The sequence below is a fragment of the Flavobacterium sp. DW-iso2 genome (assembly GCF_058725285.1).
In genome coordinates this window covers 307-14,363 of the sequence record NZ_JBZXDY010000008.1, presented here as the reverse complement: position 1 = coordinate 14,363, position 14,057 = coordinate 307, and the positions used below count along the sequence as shown (strand labels likewise).

13 protein-coding genes, 2 tRNA genes and 1 pseudogene are annotated in these 14,057 nt (G+C 32.6%); 3 read left to right on the top strand and 13 right to left on the bottom strand.

Going from position 1 to position 14,057, the window contains the following annotated elements:
- Positions 1-109 precede the first annotated feature (109 nt).
- The 12 genes and pseudogenes from AC4PRO_RS07405 to der form a co-directional block, all read right to left on the bottom strand.
- Positions 110-2,812: an outer membrane beta-barrel protein gene (locus AC4PRO_RS07405; RefSeq protein ID WP_492116894.1), complete on the bottom strand. Its 2,703-nt coding sequence runs from the start codon at positions 2,810-2,812 to the stop codon at positions 110-112.
- Between the two features lie 256 nt (positions 2,813-3,068).
- Positions 3,069-3,860: an SDR family oxidoreductase gene (locus tag AC4PRO_RS07400; protein WP_492116893.1), complete on the bottom strand. Its 792-nt coding sequence runs from the start codon at positions 3,858-3,860 to the stop codon at positions 3,069-3,071.
- A gap of 276 nt (positions 3,861-4,136) precedes the next feature.
- Positions 4,137-4,550, bottom strand: coding sequence for a hypothetical protein (locus tag AC4PRO_RS07395; RefSeq protein ID WP_492116892.1), 414 nt, complete (start codon positions 4,548-4,550; stop codon positions 4,137-4,139).
- Positions 4,551-4,565: 15 nt separating this feature from the next.
- Complete coding sequence (locus AC4PRO_RS07390) at positions 4,566-5,051, bottom strand: hypothetical protein (protein ID WP_492116891.1); 486 nt, start codon at positions 5,049-5,051, stop codon at positions 4,566-4,568.
- Between the two features lie 112 nt (positions 5,052-5,163).
- Positions 5,164-5,427: a hypothetical protein gene (locus tag AC4PRO_RS07385; RefSeq protein ID WP_492116890.1), complete on the bottom strand. Its 264-nt coding sequence runs from the start codon at positions 5,425-5,427 to the stop codon at positions 5,164-5,166.
- A gap of 173 nt (positions 5,428-5,600) precedes the next feature.
- Positions 5,601-5,957: a hypothetical protein gene (locus tag AC4PRO_RS07380; protein WP_492116889.1), complete on the bottom strand. Its 357-nt coding sequence runs from the start codon at positions 5,955-5,957 to the stop codon at positions 5,601-5,603.
- Between the two features lie 70 nt (positions 5,958-6,027).
- A complete protein-coding gene (locus AC4PRO_RS07375; protein ID WP_492116888.1) occupies positions 6,028-7,038 on the bottom strand; it encodes a DUF6371 domain-containing protein in 1,011 nt (336 codons plus the stop codon).
- Positions 7,039-7,135: 97 nt separating this feature from the next.
- A pseudogene (locus tag AC4PRO_RS07370) lies at positions 7,136-8,476 on the bottom strand (DUF3987 domain-containing protein).
- A gap of 58 nt (positions 8,477-8,534) precedes the next feature.
- Positions 8,535-8,882 (bottom strand): helix-turn-helix domain-containing protein, encoded by a 348-nt coding sequence (locus tag AC4PRO_RS07365; protein ID WP_492116887.1) that lies wholly within the window; start codon positions 8,880-8,882, stop codon positions 8,535-8,537.
- 97 nt (positions 8,883-8,979) lie between these two features.
- The gene (locus tag AC4PRO_RS07360) at positions 8,980-9,489 is read right to left on the bottom strand and encodes a hypothetical protein (RefSeq protein WP_492116886.1); all 510 of its coding nucleotides are present in this window, start codon (positions 9,487-9,489) and stop codon (positions 8,980-8,982) included.
- A gap of 3 nt (positions 9,490-9,492) precedes the next feature.
- The gene (locus tag AC4PRO_RS07355) at positions 9,493-10,380 is read right to left on the bottom strand and encodes a site-specific integrase (RefSeq protein WP_492116885.1); all 888 of its coding nucleotides are present in this window, start codon (positions 10,378-10,380) and stop codon (positions 9,493-9,495) included.
- Positions 10,381-10,794: 414 nt separating this feature from the next.
- The gene (der, locus tag AC4PRO_RS07350) at positions 10,795-12,105 is read right to left on the bottom strand and encodes a ribosome biogenesis GTPase Der (protein WP_074721448.1); all 1,311 of its coding nucleotides are present in this window, start codon (positions 12,103-12,105) and stop codon (positions 10,795-10,797) included.
- Between the two features lie 107 nt (positions 12,106-12,212).
- Here der and AC4PRO_RS07345 point away from each other — a divergent pair, with 107 nt between their 5' ends.
- Positions 12,213-12,710: a hypothetical protein gene (locus tag AC4PRO_RS07345; protein ID WP_074721450.1), complete on the top strand. Its 498-nt coding sequence runs from the start codon at positions 12,213-12,215 to the stop codon at positions 12,708-12,710.
- Positions 12,711-12,873: 163 nt separating this feature from the next.
- Here AC4PRO_RS07345 and era read toward each other — a convergent pair whose 3' ends face one another.
- A complete protein-coding gene (gene era / locus AC4PRO_RS07340; RefSeq protein ID WP_074721452.1) occupies positions 12,874-13,755 on the bottom strand; it encodes a GTPase Era in 882 nt (293 codons plus the stop codon).
- A gap of 117 nt (positions 13,756-13,872) precedes the next feature.
- Here era and AC4PRO_RS07335 point away from each other — a divergent pair.
- Positions 13,873-13,945, top strand: a tRNA-Met gene (locus AC4PRO_RS07335).
- Between the two features lie 34 nt (positions 13,946-13,979).
- Positions 13,980-14,052, top strand: a tRNA-Met gene (locus AC4PRO_RS07330).
- Positions 14,053-14,057 lie beyond the last annotated feature (5 nt).

The following is a 14,057-nucleotide window of genomic DNA, read 5'->3' as shown; positions in this document are numbered from 1 at the left end:
AAGGATTCTTAAAGTACCAGAAATTGTAAAGCATAAAAAGTCCCGACAAAAATCGGGACTATATTTTATATCTGGTAGATAGTAACTGTAAGGAAAAAGATTTTTTTGTCTAGAAAAACATAAGACTATTACCATTTGATTTTTTGTCCGTCGCTCCAAACTTGCTAAGTTTGTATGTCAATGAAAACATAAGGTATCTTTTTAAAACCACATTTTCTTCATCGCGTATATCTGTTGGAGAAATCGTTCGTGTAGCACTTTGGTTCTGATTCAACATATCATACACTTTTACTTTTGCTGTCATTTTATTTTCAAAAAAACTATAGGCTAAACTCGTATTCCATAGATAAAAATCCTTTTTAAATCCATCTGCAATATTAGAATTGAATGTATATCCAAAATCATTTCCGAAAACCCAGTTTTTAGGCCAATAATTCGTTGTTTGCACATTAAATTTATGGATTACACTCGAGGCTCCGTTAGTCCTAAAATTAGTATACTTGGAATCATTGTAAGTGAAATTATAAGTTGGATTAATGGTCAATAACTCGCCATACTCATAAGTAAAATTAGCTTTTGGATTTAACCTTAATGTTTTAGCCTCATACATTTCGGAATTCACAAAACCCTTTGCTAATCCATAATTGGCACTAAAGTTCAAGCCATATTTAAAAGTATGAGCTTCTTTTTTAAATGATTTGTTCCAAGAAGATCCAATCCAAGTAGAATAAGTTCCCGAAACATTTTCAAAGGTAATACTGTTTTTTATACTCGAATCATATAGCACCGAAGAAACCACTTGATTATCGTAGATGTTTCCACCAAAATAAAAGGAGTAACCAGATCGTGTCGCATAATCATAGTTATGTAGTCCAACATACCCTACATGATTCCCACTTGGCTTTAAATTAACATTCCCCACAGTAGTACTTAAAGGGTTTGATAGATCCTTTACGGGTAAAATCTGAGTTGCACTAGGAAAATCATAATCAAAAGTGTAGTTCGAATATATCGACTTAGATTTACTAAAGCGATATGAAAGTCGCGCAGTGGCATATGGTAAAACATGATTTTTTGTCAAATTAGTCGGTTGTCCCAGATAAAATGAATGAGTATCATATTGCACTATCGAAGGGCCTGCCGTCACATTTAGGTTATATTTTTTTTTGTTGAGGGAGAACCCAGTTTGAGGACGAAAAGTTTTTTTGCTTGACGCCAACTCATTTGTTAATTCTGGATTCAAATCAGAATAGGTTTGAGAACCAGAATTAAAATCAAAGGTATTTCTATCATTCGACTTAGATTCCTTGTTGTAATTAATACCAAATTTAACTTTTAGAGAGTCTGAAATAGGTTCAGCATATTCTACTTCAGCCACATACCTATCCACAGTATTCCTGTTTTTTCTAATTTGATCTCTAATGATATCTGGATCTGTACCTTGATAGAACTGCGTATTGGTTTTATTTAAAGAACTTACATCCTCAATCGAATTTTCGTTGCTAAATGAAGCGCTTAGAAAGCGTCCTTTTTTACTGAATCTCTTATTGAAATTAATTGGAATGCTAAAGCTTCCTTTGTCACTTTCGTCAAAAATTAGGGCTATACTCTCATTAACCAGCTGACCGATCTCATTGAAAGATTTTTCAAAAGAGTCATTAGAAAATTTCGAGTTCGACTTAGAAAATTTTGGTCCAACAAAAATAGTTGCAGTCGAATCTATTTTATATTCAAATTCAAAACTTACATTATGTCCCAAATTATAAGCATTTGTTATTGCTTCAGACTCGCGGTTTATATTTCCAGTAGGCAAAAATGTAATCGTCTTGGTTCTATTTACATTATCTGAATTAGAATTCGTGAAGAAATAATTACCACTTATTTCTAATTTTTCGAATAATTCATCCGAATAATTAACTCCTACCATATTAGAACGAGTTATTCCTTGTCCACCACCAAAACGATTTCCATTAAGCGTAAAAGACCCGTTGGCTGAGTTAACTGCCATAGAACTGTTTCTTCCGCCACTCATATTATCAAAAATTTCATTCATGGAGAATCCAGTAGAGTTGATATTATTTGACGAAGCAAGCACACTTATCTTTCTTTTTCCTTTAAAGTAATTTATTAAGGCGCTACTTTCATATCGTTCCCCTGTTCCATAACCACCCATCATCCTCCCAAAGAACCCTTTATTCTTCTTTTCATCAATAGTCAAATTAATACTAGCATTATTAGATGTCGATGCTTCTTCACTCAACTCCTCTTTTTTAGTTTTCGTATCCGAAATTTGGACTTTATTAATAATATCCGAAGGCAAACTTTGAAGTGCAATTTTCCCATCTTTATCGAAAAACGGCTTACCGTTTACCAAAACTTGGTTAACTTCCTTGCCATTAACTGTAATTTTACCATCTGTTCCCACTTCTACTCCTGGTAATTGTTTTAATAAGGTCTCGACATTAGCATCAGGACGAACTTTAAAAGAGGAGGCATTAAATTCCAAAGTATCTTTCTTGATTCTAATGGGAGGCGCTTCACTCTTGACAACGACTTCATCTAAAGTATGTGAATTTTCAATCAGATGTAAAATTCCAAAATCCCTACTTTCTAAAATAGCGGCCACCTTCTGCTTATAGGCTTGATATCCCATATAAGAAACTTTCAAAAAGAAAGGATTGCTGATTTGTTTTATATCAATTTTAAATACTCCATTTTTATCTGAAATAGTATAATCGATAACAACAGAGTCTTTTACAGAAGTAAGATAAATCGTAGCGGCCTCCAAAGGCACTTGTGTATTTTCGTCCAAAATTTTACCTCGAAGATTAACAGTACTTTGGGCAAACAAAGAAAAACTTAACAAAAAAGAAAAGATAAGAAGGTGAAATTTTGTCATAATTAAATAAGATCGCTAACTATTTTAAATCTCTAACGAACTTAAGTTATTTATTCTAATATATGTAATTTCTTATGGCAATTTTAAAATTCTTCCTCTATAACAAATGAATATCAGATATTAAGAGATCGCATTTAAATGATCACCCCTTAGAAAAAATAGAGATTTATTATCTTACTTGACTTTTTAGCACAAGACGATGAAGCAGTTTAGGGAAAAATCGTTTTAAATAAATGCCCAGCACTTCTTTTCCTCCTATATAAGATTCAAACGAATTAGATTCGACAGCTTTGACTAATTTTCTAGCGAAGACCGATACTGGCATACCGTTCAGGGTTGCTTGATCGTTACTTTTTTGTTTTGACCCATCTCCCGTCAGTGCGTTTACTGCGACATTCGTTTGTATGAATCCCGGACAAATGATTGTGACATTGATATTGTCTTTTTGATGCTCCATTCGCAACACGTCAAAAAAGCCATGTAACGCATGTTTCGCTCCGCAATAACCAGAACGATATGGAGAACCAAATTTTCCCATCAAACTGGTTATGGTTACAAAACGTCCTTTTCTATTCGAAATAAAATGCGGTAATAGCGCTTTTGTAATAGCAACCGTTCCTAAATAATCTACTTCAATGAGTTTTTTGTCTACCTCAAAATCAGTGTCAACTAAAAGTGAACGTTGACTCACTCCACCATTATTGATTAGAACATCAATTTTACCAAAAAAATAAATGGCTTTTTCAACATGCTTTTTGGCATTATTGAAATCTGCCAAATCAAACGGAAGAATTTCGACTTCGGCATTCGAACATTTTGCTTTGACACGTTCGAGATTTTCAACATTACGAGCAGAAAGTATAAGTTTGCAGTTTCTTTGGCTTAATTCATACGCCAAAGCTTCCCCGATGCCGCTGGAAGCTCCAGTGATCCAAACTACTTTATTATTTATAGATGCCATTTTTTATTATAAATGTAAAAAAGTTTACCGAGTTATGACTAACTCGATAAACTTTCTGTTATAAATATGGAAATAAAAATTATTTCTCTCTAATAAATATATCAGTATTTGATTATCAGTAACTTACTATTAATAGGGACAAAAAAGGGACTTAATTAACTTAAAATTATTAAAAACAATACTTTCAGAAAAAATTTTAAGGGAATAAATAGTACCAATAAGAGCACTTTAATCAGACTATTATTCTAGCTTCCAAAATTTTCATGTTCGAACATATTAAGACAAATCCCTACCTTCATCATCCTGTAAAATAATTTTCCATTCTAAATCTTTAGGCATTAATCTTTGAGCAATTTCAGTTAATTTAGAATTTCCATTCTCTGCTCCATAATAAATTTGCCTAAAAGTAATCTTTCCTTTAAATAAATTTCCACGAATAGAACGTTGTAAATATCCAGTATCCACCTTTGATGTATCTTTCGCTTCTCTAACAACTTCGTTTATGTATTGCCTAATTTCTGTTTCCGTATAAGCTTTAACTTTTTCAAATTGTTTACTTCCTTCACTTATGACATTTGTAGTAGGAAAAGAATTTGAATTTTGAATGTTATCAACTTTAGAATTTCTTACTGTAGTAACCAAAATTTCTTCTTTTTTGTCCGTTTTAAACAATGATTTTATCCATTTCATAAACTACTTTTATTATTAAGGAATTAATTTATAAATTGTAGTTGATAACCAACCATAATACGTTCTGTCATCAGCCAAGCCTTGTTCAATAATTTTTACGGTAAATTGATTTTTTAATGTAAAATCAACTTTTTCACCAGACTCCAATTTTAAAATTCCCATATCTGAACTAATTACTTTAACAAATACCTGAAGGTTATCACCACCATCCCATGTGCCATGCTCTTTATCGTCCAGAATCATTTTTTCTTTGTCAAAAAAAGAATAATTTGCTACTGCGTAATAATCAGTATAATACTTATCTGAGATAGGGTATAAGTCTTTCTCCGTTGGGTTGAAAACCCCATCATTTGTGAAATCATATATTTGTGTTTCACTTGTTACTCTATACTTAAACGAGCTATCAGTTACATATTTTTGTGTATCGGTTGAAATTGATTCAGAATCATTGGAACACGAAACTAATAATATAACCGATAGTAAACCTAATACTTTTTTCATCTTTTTTGTTGTTTATATATATTAACAATAAACAACTTAAATCTGTGGTAAACAATACCCACTTTTAGTGATATTTAAATAAAAAAACTACTCAATTTTGGGTAACTTCAACTTACTGCCTATTGACTTTTATTAAAATTCTTCGAGGTAATTCTGGTTCTAATACCGAAACTTCGCTTTGTTTTGGAACTATGTAAGGCAAAAGTTTAGCTATTGCATTAACACGCTCCAGCGGTTCGAGTTGCTCCAGCAAATTGCTTAAATTCTCTATCTCTTTTGAAACTATCTTTTGTAATAGTTCTTTGGTTTCTGCGGTGGTCTTGTTTGGCACTCCTTTTGTGCGACCTCCAAATTTAATTCCTGTATTGTTTGCCATATCAATCTAATTTAAACTATTATAGATAAAACAAATGTAATAAATATTATTGATAGATAAAACTTATGATTATATTTGTTAAGGTTTTACACTTGCCTGTGTGAACTATTTTGAATAAAAAAAGGCGTTCCGTAATGGTTCGCCTTTTTTTTGTCTATTAAGTATTGAATAAATTATTCCTGAAGTTTACAATAATACATTATTTTTTGACTTGTTGGTATTTTAGCGTCTAAACTAAAAATAATTATAGTATCGTAAGCAAATCCTTTTTGCTTTCCCGATTGTTTAGAAAGAATAAATGATTGTGTTAATACTCCGTCTGTTGTATAAATTGTGCCGTTTGTGTTTTTTACTATATCATACTCTGATGGATAATCTTTAGATTCAAGTCTAACTTTTTCATCAGTTATCGTGAGGAGTATGTCAGTTTTTGCAATAGTAGAATTAAAAAACAAAGCTCCGACTTTATATGATTGGCTGTAAGAACTAACACTCAATAACAACATCCCAAATAATAATATTTTTCTCATAATTTAAAATTTAATCAAAAGTACACTAATAAATTTAATCTACTTTACGGGTTTCCACAATTTAATAAAATTAATTCTCTCTTATTTCGTTACCATTTACATCGGTCAAATCAAAGGTTTCAATTAATAACCTTATTTCGGGCGTGTGATCTGCTATTCGATTAACTATTATTTCTGTGGCTGTAGGTTCTCTTATTCGTTCAGGAACTACATTTGCAACCTCATCAATATAAACGTCTGCGAGGTCTGTTCCTTCTTTATAGTCTGTTTGCTCCAGCCAATCACTTACATTTATATTAAACCCTACTACATTTAATTCTATTGCTTTATTGTGCCAATCGTTAAACTCACTTTTATCTGGAAACGCTATAATTTTATAGTTCTTAATTGGCTTCAAATTCTCGTATTTAAACCCCCCTTTCATTCCAGTTGCAACCCAGATGTATTGAGGTTTAAAAATACTCATTAAAACGGCTGTTTTCTCGCTTTCTACTACCGCAATAGTGTTGTGGTTGCTTTCATTAATTAGGTGCAAACCAAATAAACATTGGTTAAGATTAAAATTTTCAAGTTTTAAGATACTGCGAACGCTACTAATGTAAGCTTTGCCGTCTGCTCGTTTTTGTCGTTTGCCTGTGTCAAAGTTGAATAACATTACTTTGCCGTGCCTTACTTTCTCATTTTGATCAATTTGCCAAAATACAGTTGCACCGCTCCAATGTTTTGAAGTACCTATAAGATATTTTAATAGTGCATTTTTAACCTGATCGTGTGTGAATATTGTTTTCAGGAATTGTACAAAGTTATTTTGTGTAAAGTTCCGACCGCTTTGGCTCACAAGTTCGTAATTGTGAAATGAGGGTTCGGGCGTTGGAATATGTTTGACTACATAGGAATTAATAAATTCAACTTTCGGGGTGCTGTGATAACTGCAATTTGTTTCTCTATCGCACCGTCCAAATTCATCGCTCAAATAGTTTCCTGTTTCAAATTCCACAAGTTTAACAAAGGTTCGTTTATTGCATTTAGGACAAAAAAACTTTTTTCCGCTTTTATCCAAATTGTATTTATAAATTTTCATCGTAATAAGATTTTTATAGTTTGCACTTTGCATTTTCAACACTTTCAACACTTTCAAAATGTCAATAATGTCGATAATGCAAAGTGCAAAGACTAAATTATTTTAAATTTTCTCGTTCGGATTTTATGATTTTCTCATACATTCCGTGTTTTATTTTCTTAAATAAAATGGTATCGTTTAAAAATTCCTTTATACGCCTTTCAAGAAAGTCAAATCTTAATCCTATTGCTAAGGCTTCGGCTGTTGTGAATTTATCTGCTATAGTCTTATAAAAATCTTTTTTATTTTGGTTTAATGTTTCCAAATATTCAGCGGGGTTTTGAATAACTGCCAAAACTTTAAAAGCACAGTTCATATAATAGCTACACAATTCTTTTGCACCTTGCACGGCTGTAATGTCAATACTTTCGCTTTTCGGGTCTAACATCAATTGAAGCAATAAAGATAACCTTGCAAAATGGTTATCATATTTTGAAGCAATTTCACCCTTAATATTGTTTTGAAATTCATCCACTAAATCGCAATTTTCTTTCTGCCATTTGTAGAAAAATATTTTCGCATCGGGTGTCCATTTTAAAATTTTACTTTCAATTTTGCCGTCCACTTCATAAACCGTTGAAGTGTTAATATAATTTTGAATAAAGTCTTTATACTTGTTATAAATAGCTTCATCGTTTTCAATATCATTAATCGGTTGTTTGAAATTAGATTCAGGATACGCAAATAAAAATCTTTGAAAAAATCCATTATTTAGTTTTTGAACTGGAAACGCACTACTTAACATTCGAGGTTGTAAACCGCCAATGATCTACAAATAAGGGCTTAGAATATATAAAGGTATCGGGTTTCCTATTCGGTCAATTGTGGTGGGTTGGTTGCTCCAAAATGAAAGATACACGCCAATCTGGTCGCCCTTTGAATATTGATTCATTCCCTCAAAAAAAGTAGACATTTCATCGCTTACAACCGTGCAACCTCTCAAATTTTCTTCTAATCTTTTATTTAATACTTCGGGTGTGAAGTTCGTTAATAAACTTTTGTTTAGAATTGGTAAAGGAACGGGCGTTGATCCTTCTTTTTCTGCTTTTGATAATTTGCAATAAGTTCCATACTCAATCATTTGCTCTTTGAAAATATCGTGGCTTTTTTTGTCGAGTTCCCGTATAGCTCCAAATAAATAGTTCATCGGGTGGGTTTTGTTTGCTCCAGCGTTTCCTATAAAACAAGTATAAAGTGAAGCATATTCAAACCAATTGCTTTTTACTCTTACTTTTGCTGTTGTTCCGATTGCTGTGGCTACTGCTGTTAAAATTGCTGTTCCTACATAATCAGTAGGAAAATTTAAGGACGTGTTTAAATCCTTTGCCAAATCTCTAAAAAGTAACGGGAATACATCAATAGGAAACGGGTTTAAAATTGCCGTTTGTTCCGTGGTCATAGCGTTGTCAATTGCATCGCTTAACTGTTTTGCCTGTGGTTTACTATCTCTCATAATATTAATGATTAATAGATTTGACGGCTTTAGAAACTACTTTTTTTATCTCTGCATTGCTTTTACGTCTGCCCTGTTCTAAATATTTCATTAAATCAGACTTCAAAAAATAGCATCGTTTGCCCTGCTTCATATTTGGGATTTCTCCTTTATGAATTAAGCCGTAAATTGTCGGGACTGACAAACTTAAAAAAGTAGCTGTTTGTTGAACGGTTAGCAATTCATTTTGCTGTTGTTCATTGGAGGGTTGTTTTTCTGCTTTTACGTGTTGTTTTAAACAAGCTGTAAAGCAGTTAATCATTAGAGTTTCTAAATCTCCAATAGGTAACGAAGTAAAAATAATCTGTTCCATTTTTTTCTTAATTTGTTGGTTCGGAACAAATTAAAGATGAACATAAAAGGTAATTTTCCCAATTCGGCACGATGGGAAAATTGGGAAGATTAAAGGTCTATCTTGAAGCTAAAAGGGTTTTTATTTCCATTCTAACTCCGCTATTTTCTAACCTTGAATACGTTTTTCTAAACTCGCTTGCATCTTTACTTAATTTCAAGCCTTCAATATTATCGTTTAAAATGTCTTTTACTGCTTCATCTGTCAATATATTAATTAAAGACTTTGGTTTTTGGTTTCTCAATACATTAATCCACAAAGGAAACATTCCCTTATTATTTCCAATATATTTATTATCTGCCGTAATGAATGGCTTTTCTAAATCTCTTAAAACTTGAAGACATCTTTGAATGTCGTTTTCATTACAAAACAAATCTTTTAAATTAAGTTTTTGTTTTTCTATGGAATTGATTTTGTTACGGTCATTTTCGTTTTTTTTTGTTCGGAGGTCTATCAGTTCGCCATTAGAAGTGTTAAAAAAACTTCCAGTTGGGGCTGTTCCTACTATATTTTTAAGCATTTTACTCAATTCCTTTATTCTACTTACGGTATCCTTTTCTATTTTCATTTGTTAAAAATCTATATTAATTGCTTTAGTTGTTTTCTGTGTAGTTGTATCAACAATTTTTGCGTAAACTTGTGTAGTCGTTAATGCCTTATGCCCTAACATCTTTGAAACTGTATAAATATCTGTCCCAGCTTCCAGTTGTAGAGTTGCATACGTGTGGCGAAAGCAATGGAAGGTTATTTTTTTTGTTATTCCCGCCTCTTTAACCCAATTCTTAATAGTATTATTTTCAACTGAACCATAAGTTAAACCCTCAAAAACTTTTGTATCTGCTTCTTTAGGCTCTCCCATTAATTCGAAGGCTTGTCTAGGTATTGGCTGCCTGTGTACATGTTTTTTGGTTTTTTGATGGTTGTATTTTAAAAAGTAATTCCCTTTATCCGTTTCAAAACTTCTCCAAGTTAAATTCCTTATGTCTGAAAACCTTAGACCAGTTAAAGCTGAAAATAAAGAGGCACTTTTTAATATTGGAATTTTACAAGTTGTATTAGAAACTTTGTTCAGCTCATCAACTGTTAAAAAATTCTTTTCTGCTTCTTCGGTTTTAATACTTGCAACATTAAAAACCTTACTATCTTTTAGAAAACCTTGCTTTTGCCCTTCTCTTAAAACTGATTTTAGTTTCCCTAAATAATTAGAAGCTGAATTTGTAGAAAGTGTAACCTTTTTACTCTTTATACTTGGTGTTGTTTTTAAGAAGTTACTGAACCCCTCAACGAGCAAAGAATTAACATCTTTGAAAATAACGGTTTTATGTCCTGTGTAATTCTTAAAATAATCTAGCGTACTTTTATAAATTGATTTTGTTGCTCCTACTTTAGTATTTTTAACTTTTTCAAAAAAATCAATAAAATTTTCTTTCTCTTTTTCAATTTCTTTAAGTACTTCCAATTCTAATACATTGTAGATTTCAAATTTATTGGCTTGGGTCTCAAAATTCTGTCTCATGCCCTCTGCAAATTTTAATGCCTCTTTATTATCAGACTTTTCTTTGGGTGTTTTCGCCTTGGTATAAATAAATACCTTTAAATAAAGTTTACGTATTTCTTTGCTCGTTCTTGGATTTATGAATTTAGGAGCAAAATTCAAATAAAGACTTTCACGTCCTTCCGATAACGGTTTTTGTTTTATGGTTACTTTAGTTCTCATATAAATTTGTTTTGAGGGACACAATAGGGACAAATCTAATGAAAAACTAACACATAACATCACAAAATAAAGCTATATTTGCAAAAGCAAAAAACCCTTAAAAGCTATTGCCTACAAGGGTTTTTATATTCTTTATACTTTGTTTGTTTTGTATCTTTATTTTTCTCTAATGTAAATATCAATTGGTACTCCAGAGAAGTCCCAGTTGTCTCTGATTTTATTTTCAAGGTAACGTTTGTAAGGCTCTTTTACATATTGTGGCATATTAGCAAAAAACACAAACTGTGGTGTTTTCGTTGGCAATTGCATACAATATTTGATTTTTACATATTTCCCTTTTGTTGCAGGTGGTGGATACGCTTCAATCACTTTCAACATGTATTCATTGAATTTAGAAGTTGCAATACGTTGTTGTCTACTTTCGTACACTTTTACAGTTGCTTCCAATGCTTTCAATAAACGTTGTTTAGTTAATGCAGAAACAAAAAGAATAGGCACATCCGTAAATGGCATTAACTCTTCTCTGATTTTTTCTTCGTAATCTCTTGTTGACATGGTTTCTTTTTCGACCAAATCCCATTTGTTAACAAGAATAACAACACCTTTTCTGTTTTTTTCGGCTAACCAAAAAATACTTTGATCTTGACCTTCAAATCCACGAGTTGCATCAATTATCAGGATACAAATATCAGAATGCTCGATGGCACGCACCGAACGCATTACAGAATAAAATTCTAAATCTTCTTTTACTTTGGCCTTACGACGAATTCCAGCAGTATCAACCAAGTTAAATTCGAAACCAAAACGGTCAAATTTTGTATCAATAGAATCCCGAGTAGTACCCGCAATATCAGTAACAATATATCTGTCTTTACCAATTAATGCATTGATAAAACTTGATTTTCCCGCATTTGGTCTTCCTACTACTGCAAAACGAGGCAATTCGATTTCTTCCTGTGTTGGTTCTGGTTTTATAGGAAAGGCATCAATTAATGCGTCCAATAAATCCCCAGTTCCACTTCCTGAAATACTTGCAAAAGTGTAATATTCTCCTAGACCTAAGTTATAGAATTCAATCGCATCTTTTTCACGCATCGCATTATCCACCTTATTTACAGCAAGTAAAACCGGTTTAGTCACTTTACGCAATAGTCTCGCAACAGCATCATCCATTGGAGTAATCCCTTCTTCGACATCAACAACAAATATAATAACATCTGCTTCATCGATGGCTAATTCTACTTGCTTACGGATTTCGCCTTCAAAAACGTCATCAGAGCCACGTACATATCCTCCCGTATCGATTACAGAAAATTCCTTTCCGTTCCACTCACTTTTTCCGTAGTTTCTGTCACGGGTAACTCCCGAAACTGAATCTACAATAGCTTCTCTTCTTTGTATCAGCCTATTAAAAAGGGTTGATTTCCCTACATTAGGTCTTCCTACTATCGCAACAATGTTATTCATAATACTAATTTCAATATTTTGCAAAGGTAGTGTTTAATCCCGTCAATATCAATTTTTTTGATATATTAGCACATCCTTACCTTTTTAACAGATATAACTTTACTACTATGGAAACCAATAATGAATTAAGACTTCGTTTACGATTTTACAAAGATGTTCCAGAAAACACAGACATAGTACTTCAAAAATTTGAAGATTATAAAAAATCAAACTGCGACGATTATTCTGTAAAAACGGGTGGTACCCACATTTGGCTAAATATAAAAGACAACAAAAGATCCTACTATTCCCCGCATTTACATTTAGAATTGGAACCGAAAAATGAGAACGAAACACATATAAGAGGATTATTTGGCCCCGACCCCACCTTATGGACTCTTTTCATGTTTCTTCATTTTATAATTGCGGGAATCTTTCTAACATTTAGCGGAATAGCCTACTCCGACTATGTTTTAAAAAACAGCATGACATTCGATTTTATAGTTATTGGACTTATGGTATTTTCCTGGTTCCTATTGTATTTTATTGCAAAACAAATCCGCGAAAATGGTCATGATCAAATGAATGAATTAGAAACCCTGTTCTTAAAGATTCTAGCATCCTAATTATTAAAAATATATTTGATCCCGATCGAATTGAGCAAAAAAAAATCAATATCAGAATTTGAATTCTAATATTGATTTTTCATATTATAAGATCTGCCGGAACTAAACGCTATGTTTCTTACTGTTTACTTTTAATTTCGAATCAAAACGATAAACAACAAGCTTATTGGTTGTAACCAAAACGCTTTAACATGTTCACGTTACTTCTCCAGTTTTTATTCACTTTTACATACAGTTCGATGTGGATTTGTTTTCCAAAGAATTTCTCTAAATCAGCACGAGCATCCATCCCTACTTTCTTTAGTGCAGCTCCCTTATGTCCAATAATAATCCCTTTTTGAGTTTCACGCTCTACCATAATCAAAGAACGGATTCTTATGATGTTTTCATCTTCAAAGAACTCTTCTGTTACAATTTCGACTGCGTATGGAATTTCTTTGCTGTAATTCAATAAAATTTTCTCCCGAATGGTTTCGTTTACAAAGAAACGTTCTGGTTTGTCCGTAAGTTGATCTTTTGGATAATAGGCTGGTGATTCTGGTAAAAGTGAAATTATTCTTTGAAAAACTTCTGGAACATTAAAGTTCTGCAAGGCAGATATAGGATATATTTCTGCATTAGGCACCTTCTCCGTCCAAAAAGCCACTTGTTTTTCTAATTGTTCCTGATTAGAATTGTCAATTTTATTCAACAATAATAACACAGGTATTTTTGAATGAATGATTTTATTAAAGAACGCTTCATCTTTTAAGTCTTGCTCCCCTATTTCTACCATGTAAATTAAAATGTCAGCATCTTCAAAAGCGGACTTTACAAAGTTCATCATCGATGCTTGCATTTCGTACGCGGGCTTAATGATCCCCGGCGTATCAGACAAAATCATTTGAAAATCTTCTCCGTTTACGATCCCAAGGATTCTATGACGAGTCGTTTGTGCCTTAGACGTAATGATAGACAATCTTTCCCCTACAAAGGCATTCATTAATGTGGACTTCCCAACGTTTGGATTCCCGATGATATTTACAAAACCTGCTTTATGTGACATTTAATATATTATTTATTTTACAAAGGTAGTTATATCAAGTGAATAGATAAAATAAAACATTTTTTAAAATTTTTGTTGCAAATGATAAAATTCGTTGTACCTTTGCACCCGAAACAACGCGGGATAGAGCAGTAGGCAGCTCGTCGGGCTCATAACCCGAAGGTCACTGGTTCGAGTCCAGTTCCCGCTACTAAGTTAATTTTATTGAGATTACAAACGCACATCGCGGGATAGAGCAGTAGGCAGCTCGTCGGGCTCATAACCCGAAGGTCACTGGTTCGAGTCCAGTTCCCGCTACTAAG

Coding starts and splice junctions, on each gene's coding strand:
- AC4PRO_RS07385 (WP_492116890.1), bottom strand. CDS start 5,427: ATGGCAAACAATACAGGAATTAAATTTGGAGGTCGCACAAAAGGAGTG.
- AC4PRO_RS07365 (WP_492116887.1), bottom strand. CDS start 8,882: ATGGAACAGATTATTTTTACTTCGTTACCTATTGGAGATTTAGAAACT.
- era (WP_074721452.1), bottom strand. CDS start 13,755: ATGTCACATAAAGCAGGTTTTGTAAATATCATCGGGAATCCAAACGTT.
- AC4PRO_RS07345 (WP_074721450.1), top strand. CDS start 12,213: ATGGAAACCAATAATGAATTAAGACTTCGTTTACGATTTTACAAAGAT.
- AC4PRO_RS07375 (WP_492116888.1), bottom strand. CDS start 7,038: ATGAAAATTTATAAATACAATTTGGATAAAAGCGGAAAAAAGTTTTTT.
- AC4PRO_RS07380 (WP_492116889.1), bottom strand. CDS start 5,957: ATGAGAAAAATATTATTATTTGGGATGTTGTTATTGAGTGTTAGTTCT.
- AC4PRO_RS07400 (WP_492116893.1), bottom strand. CDS start 3,860: ATGGCATCTATAAATAATAAAGTAGTTTGGATCACTGGAGCTTCCAGC.
- AC4PRO_RS07390 (WP_492116891.1), bottom strand. CDS start 5,051: ATGAAAAAAGTATTAGGTTTACTATCGGTTATATTATTAGTTTCGTGT.
- AC4PRO_RS07360 (WP_492116886.1), bottom strand. CDS start 9,489: ATGAAAATAGAAAAGGATACCGTAAGTAGAATAAAGGAATTGAGTAAA.
- AC4PRO_RS07395 (WP_492116892.1), bottom strand. CDS start 4,550: ATGAAATGGATAAAATCATTGTTTAAAACGGACAAAAAAGAAGAAATT.
- der (WP_074721448.1), bottom strand. CDS start 12,105: ATGAATAACATTGTTGCGATAGTAGGAAGACCTAATGTAGGGAAATCA.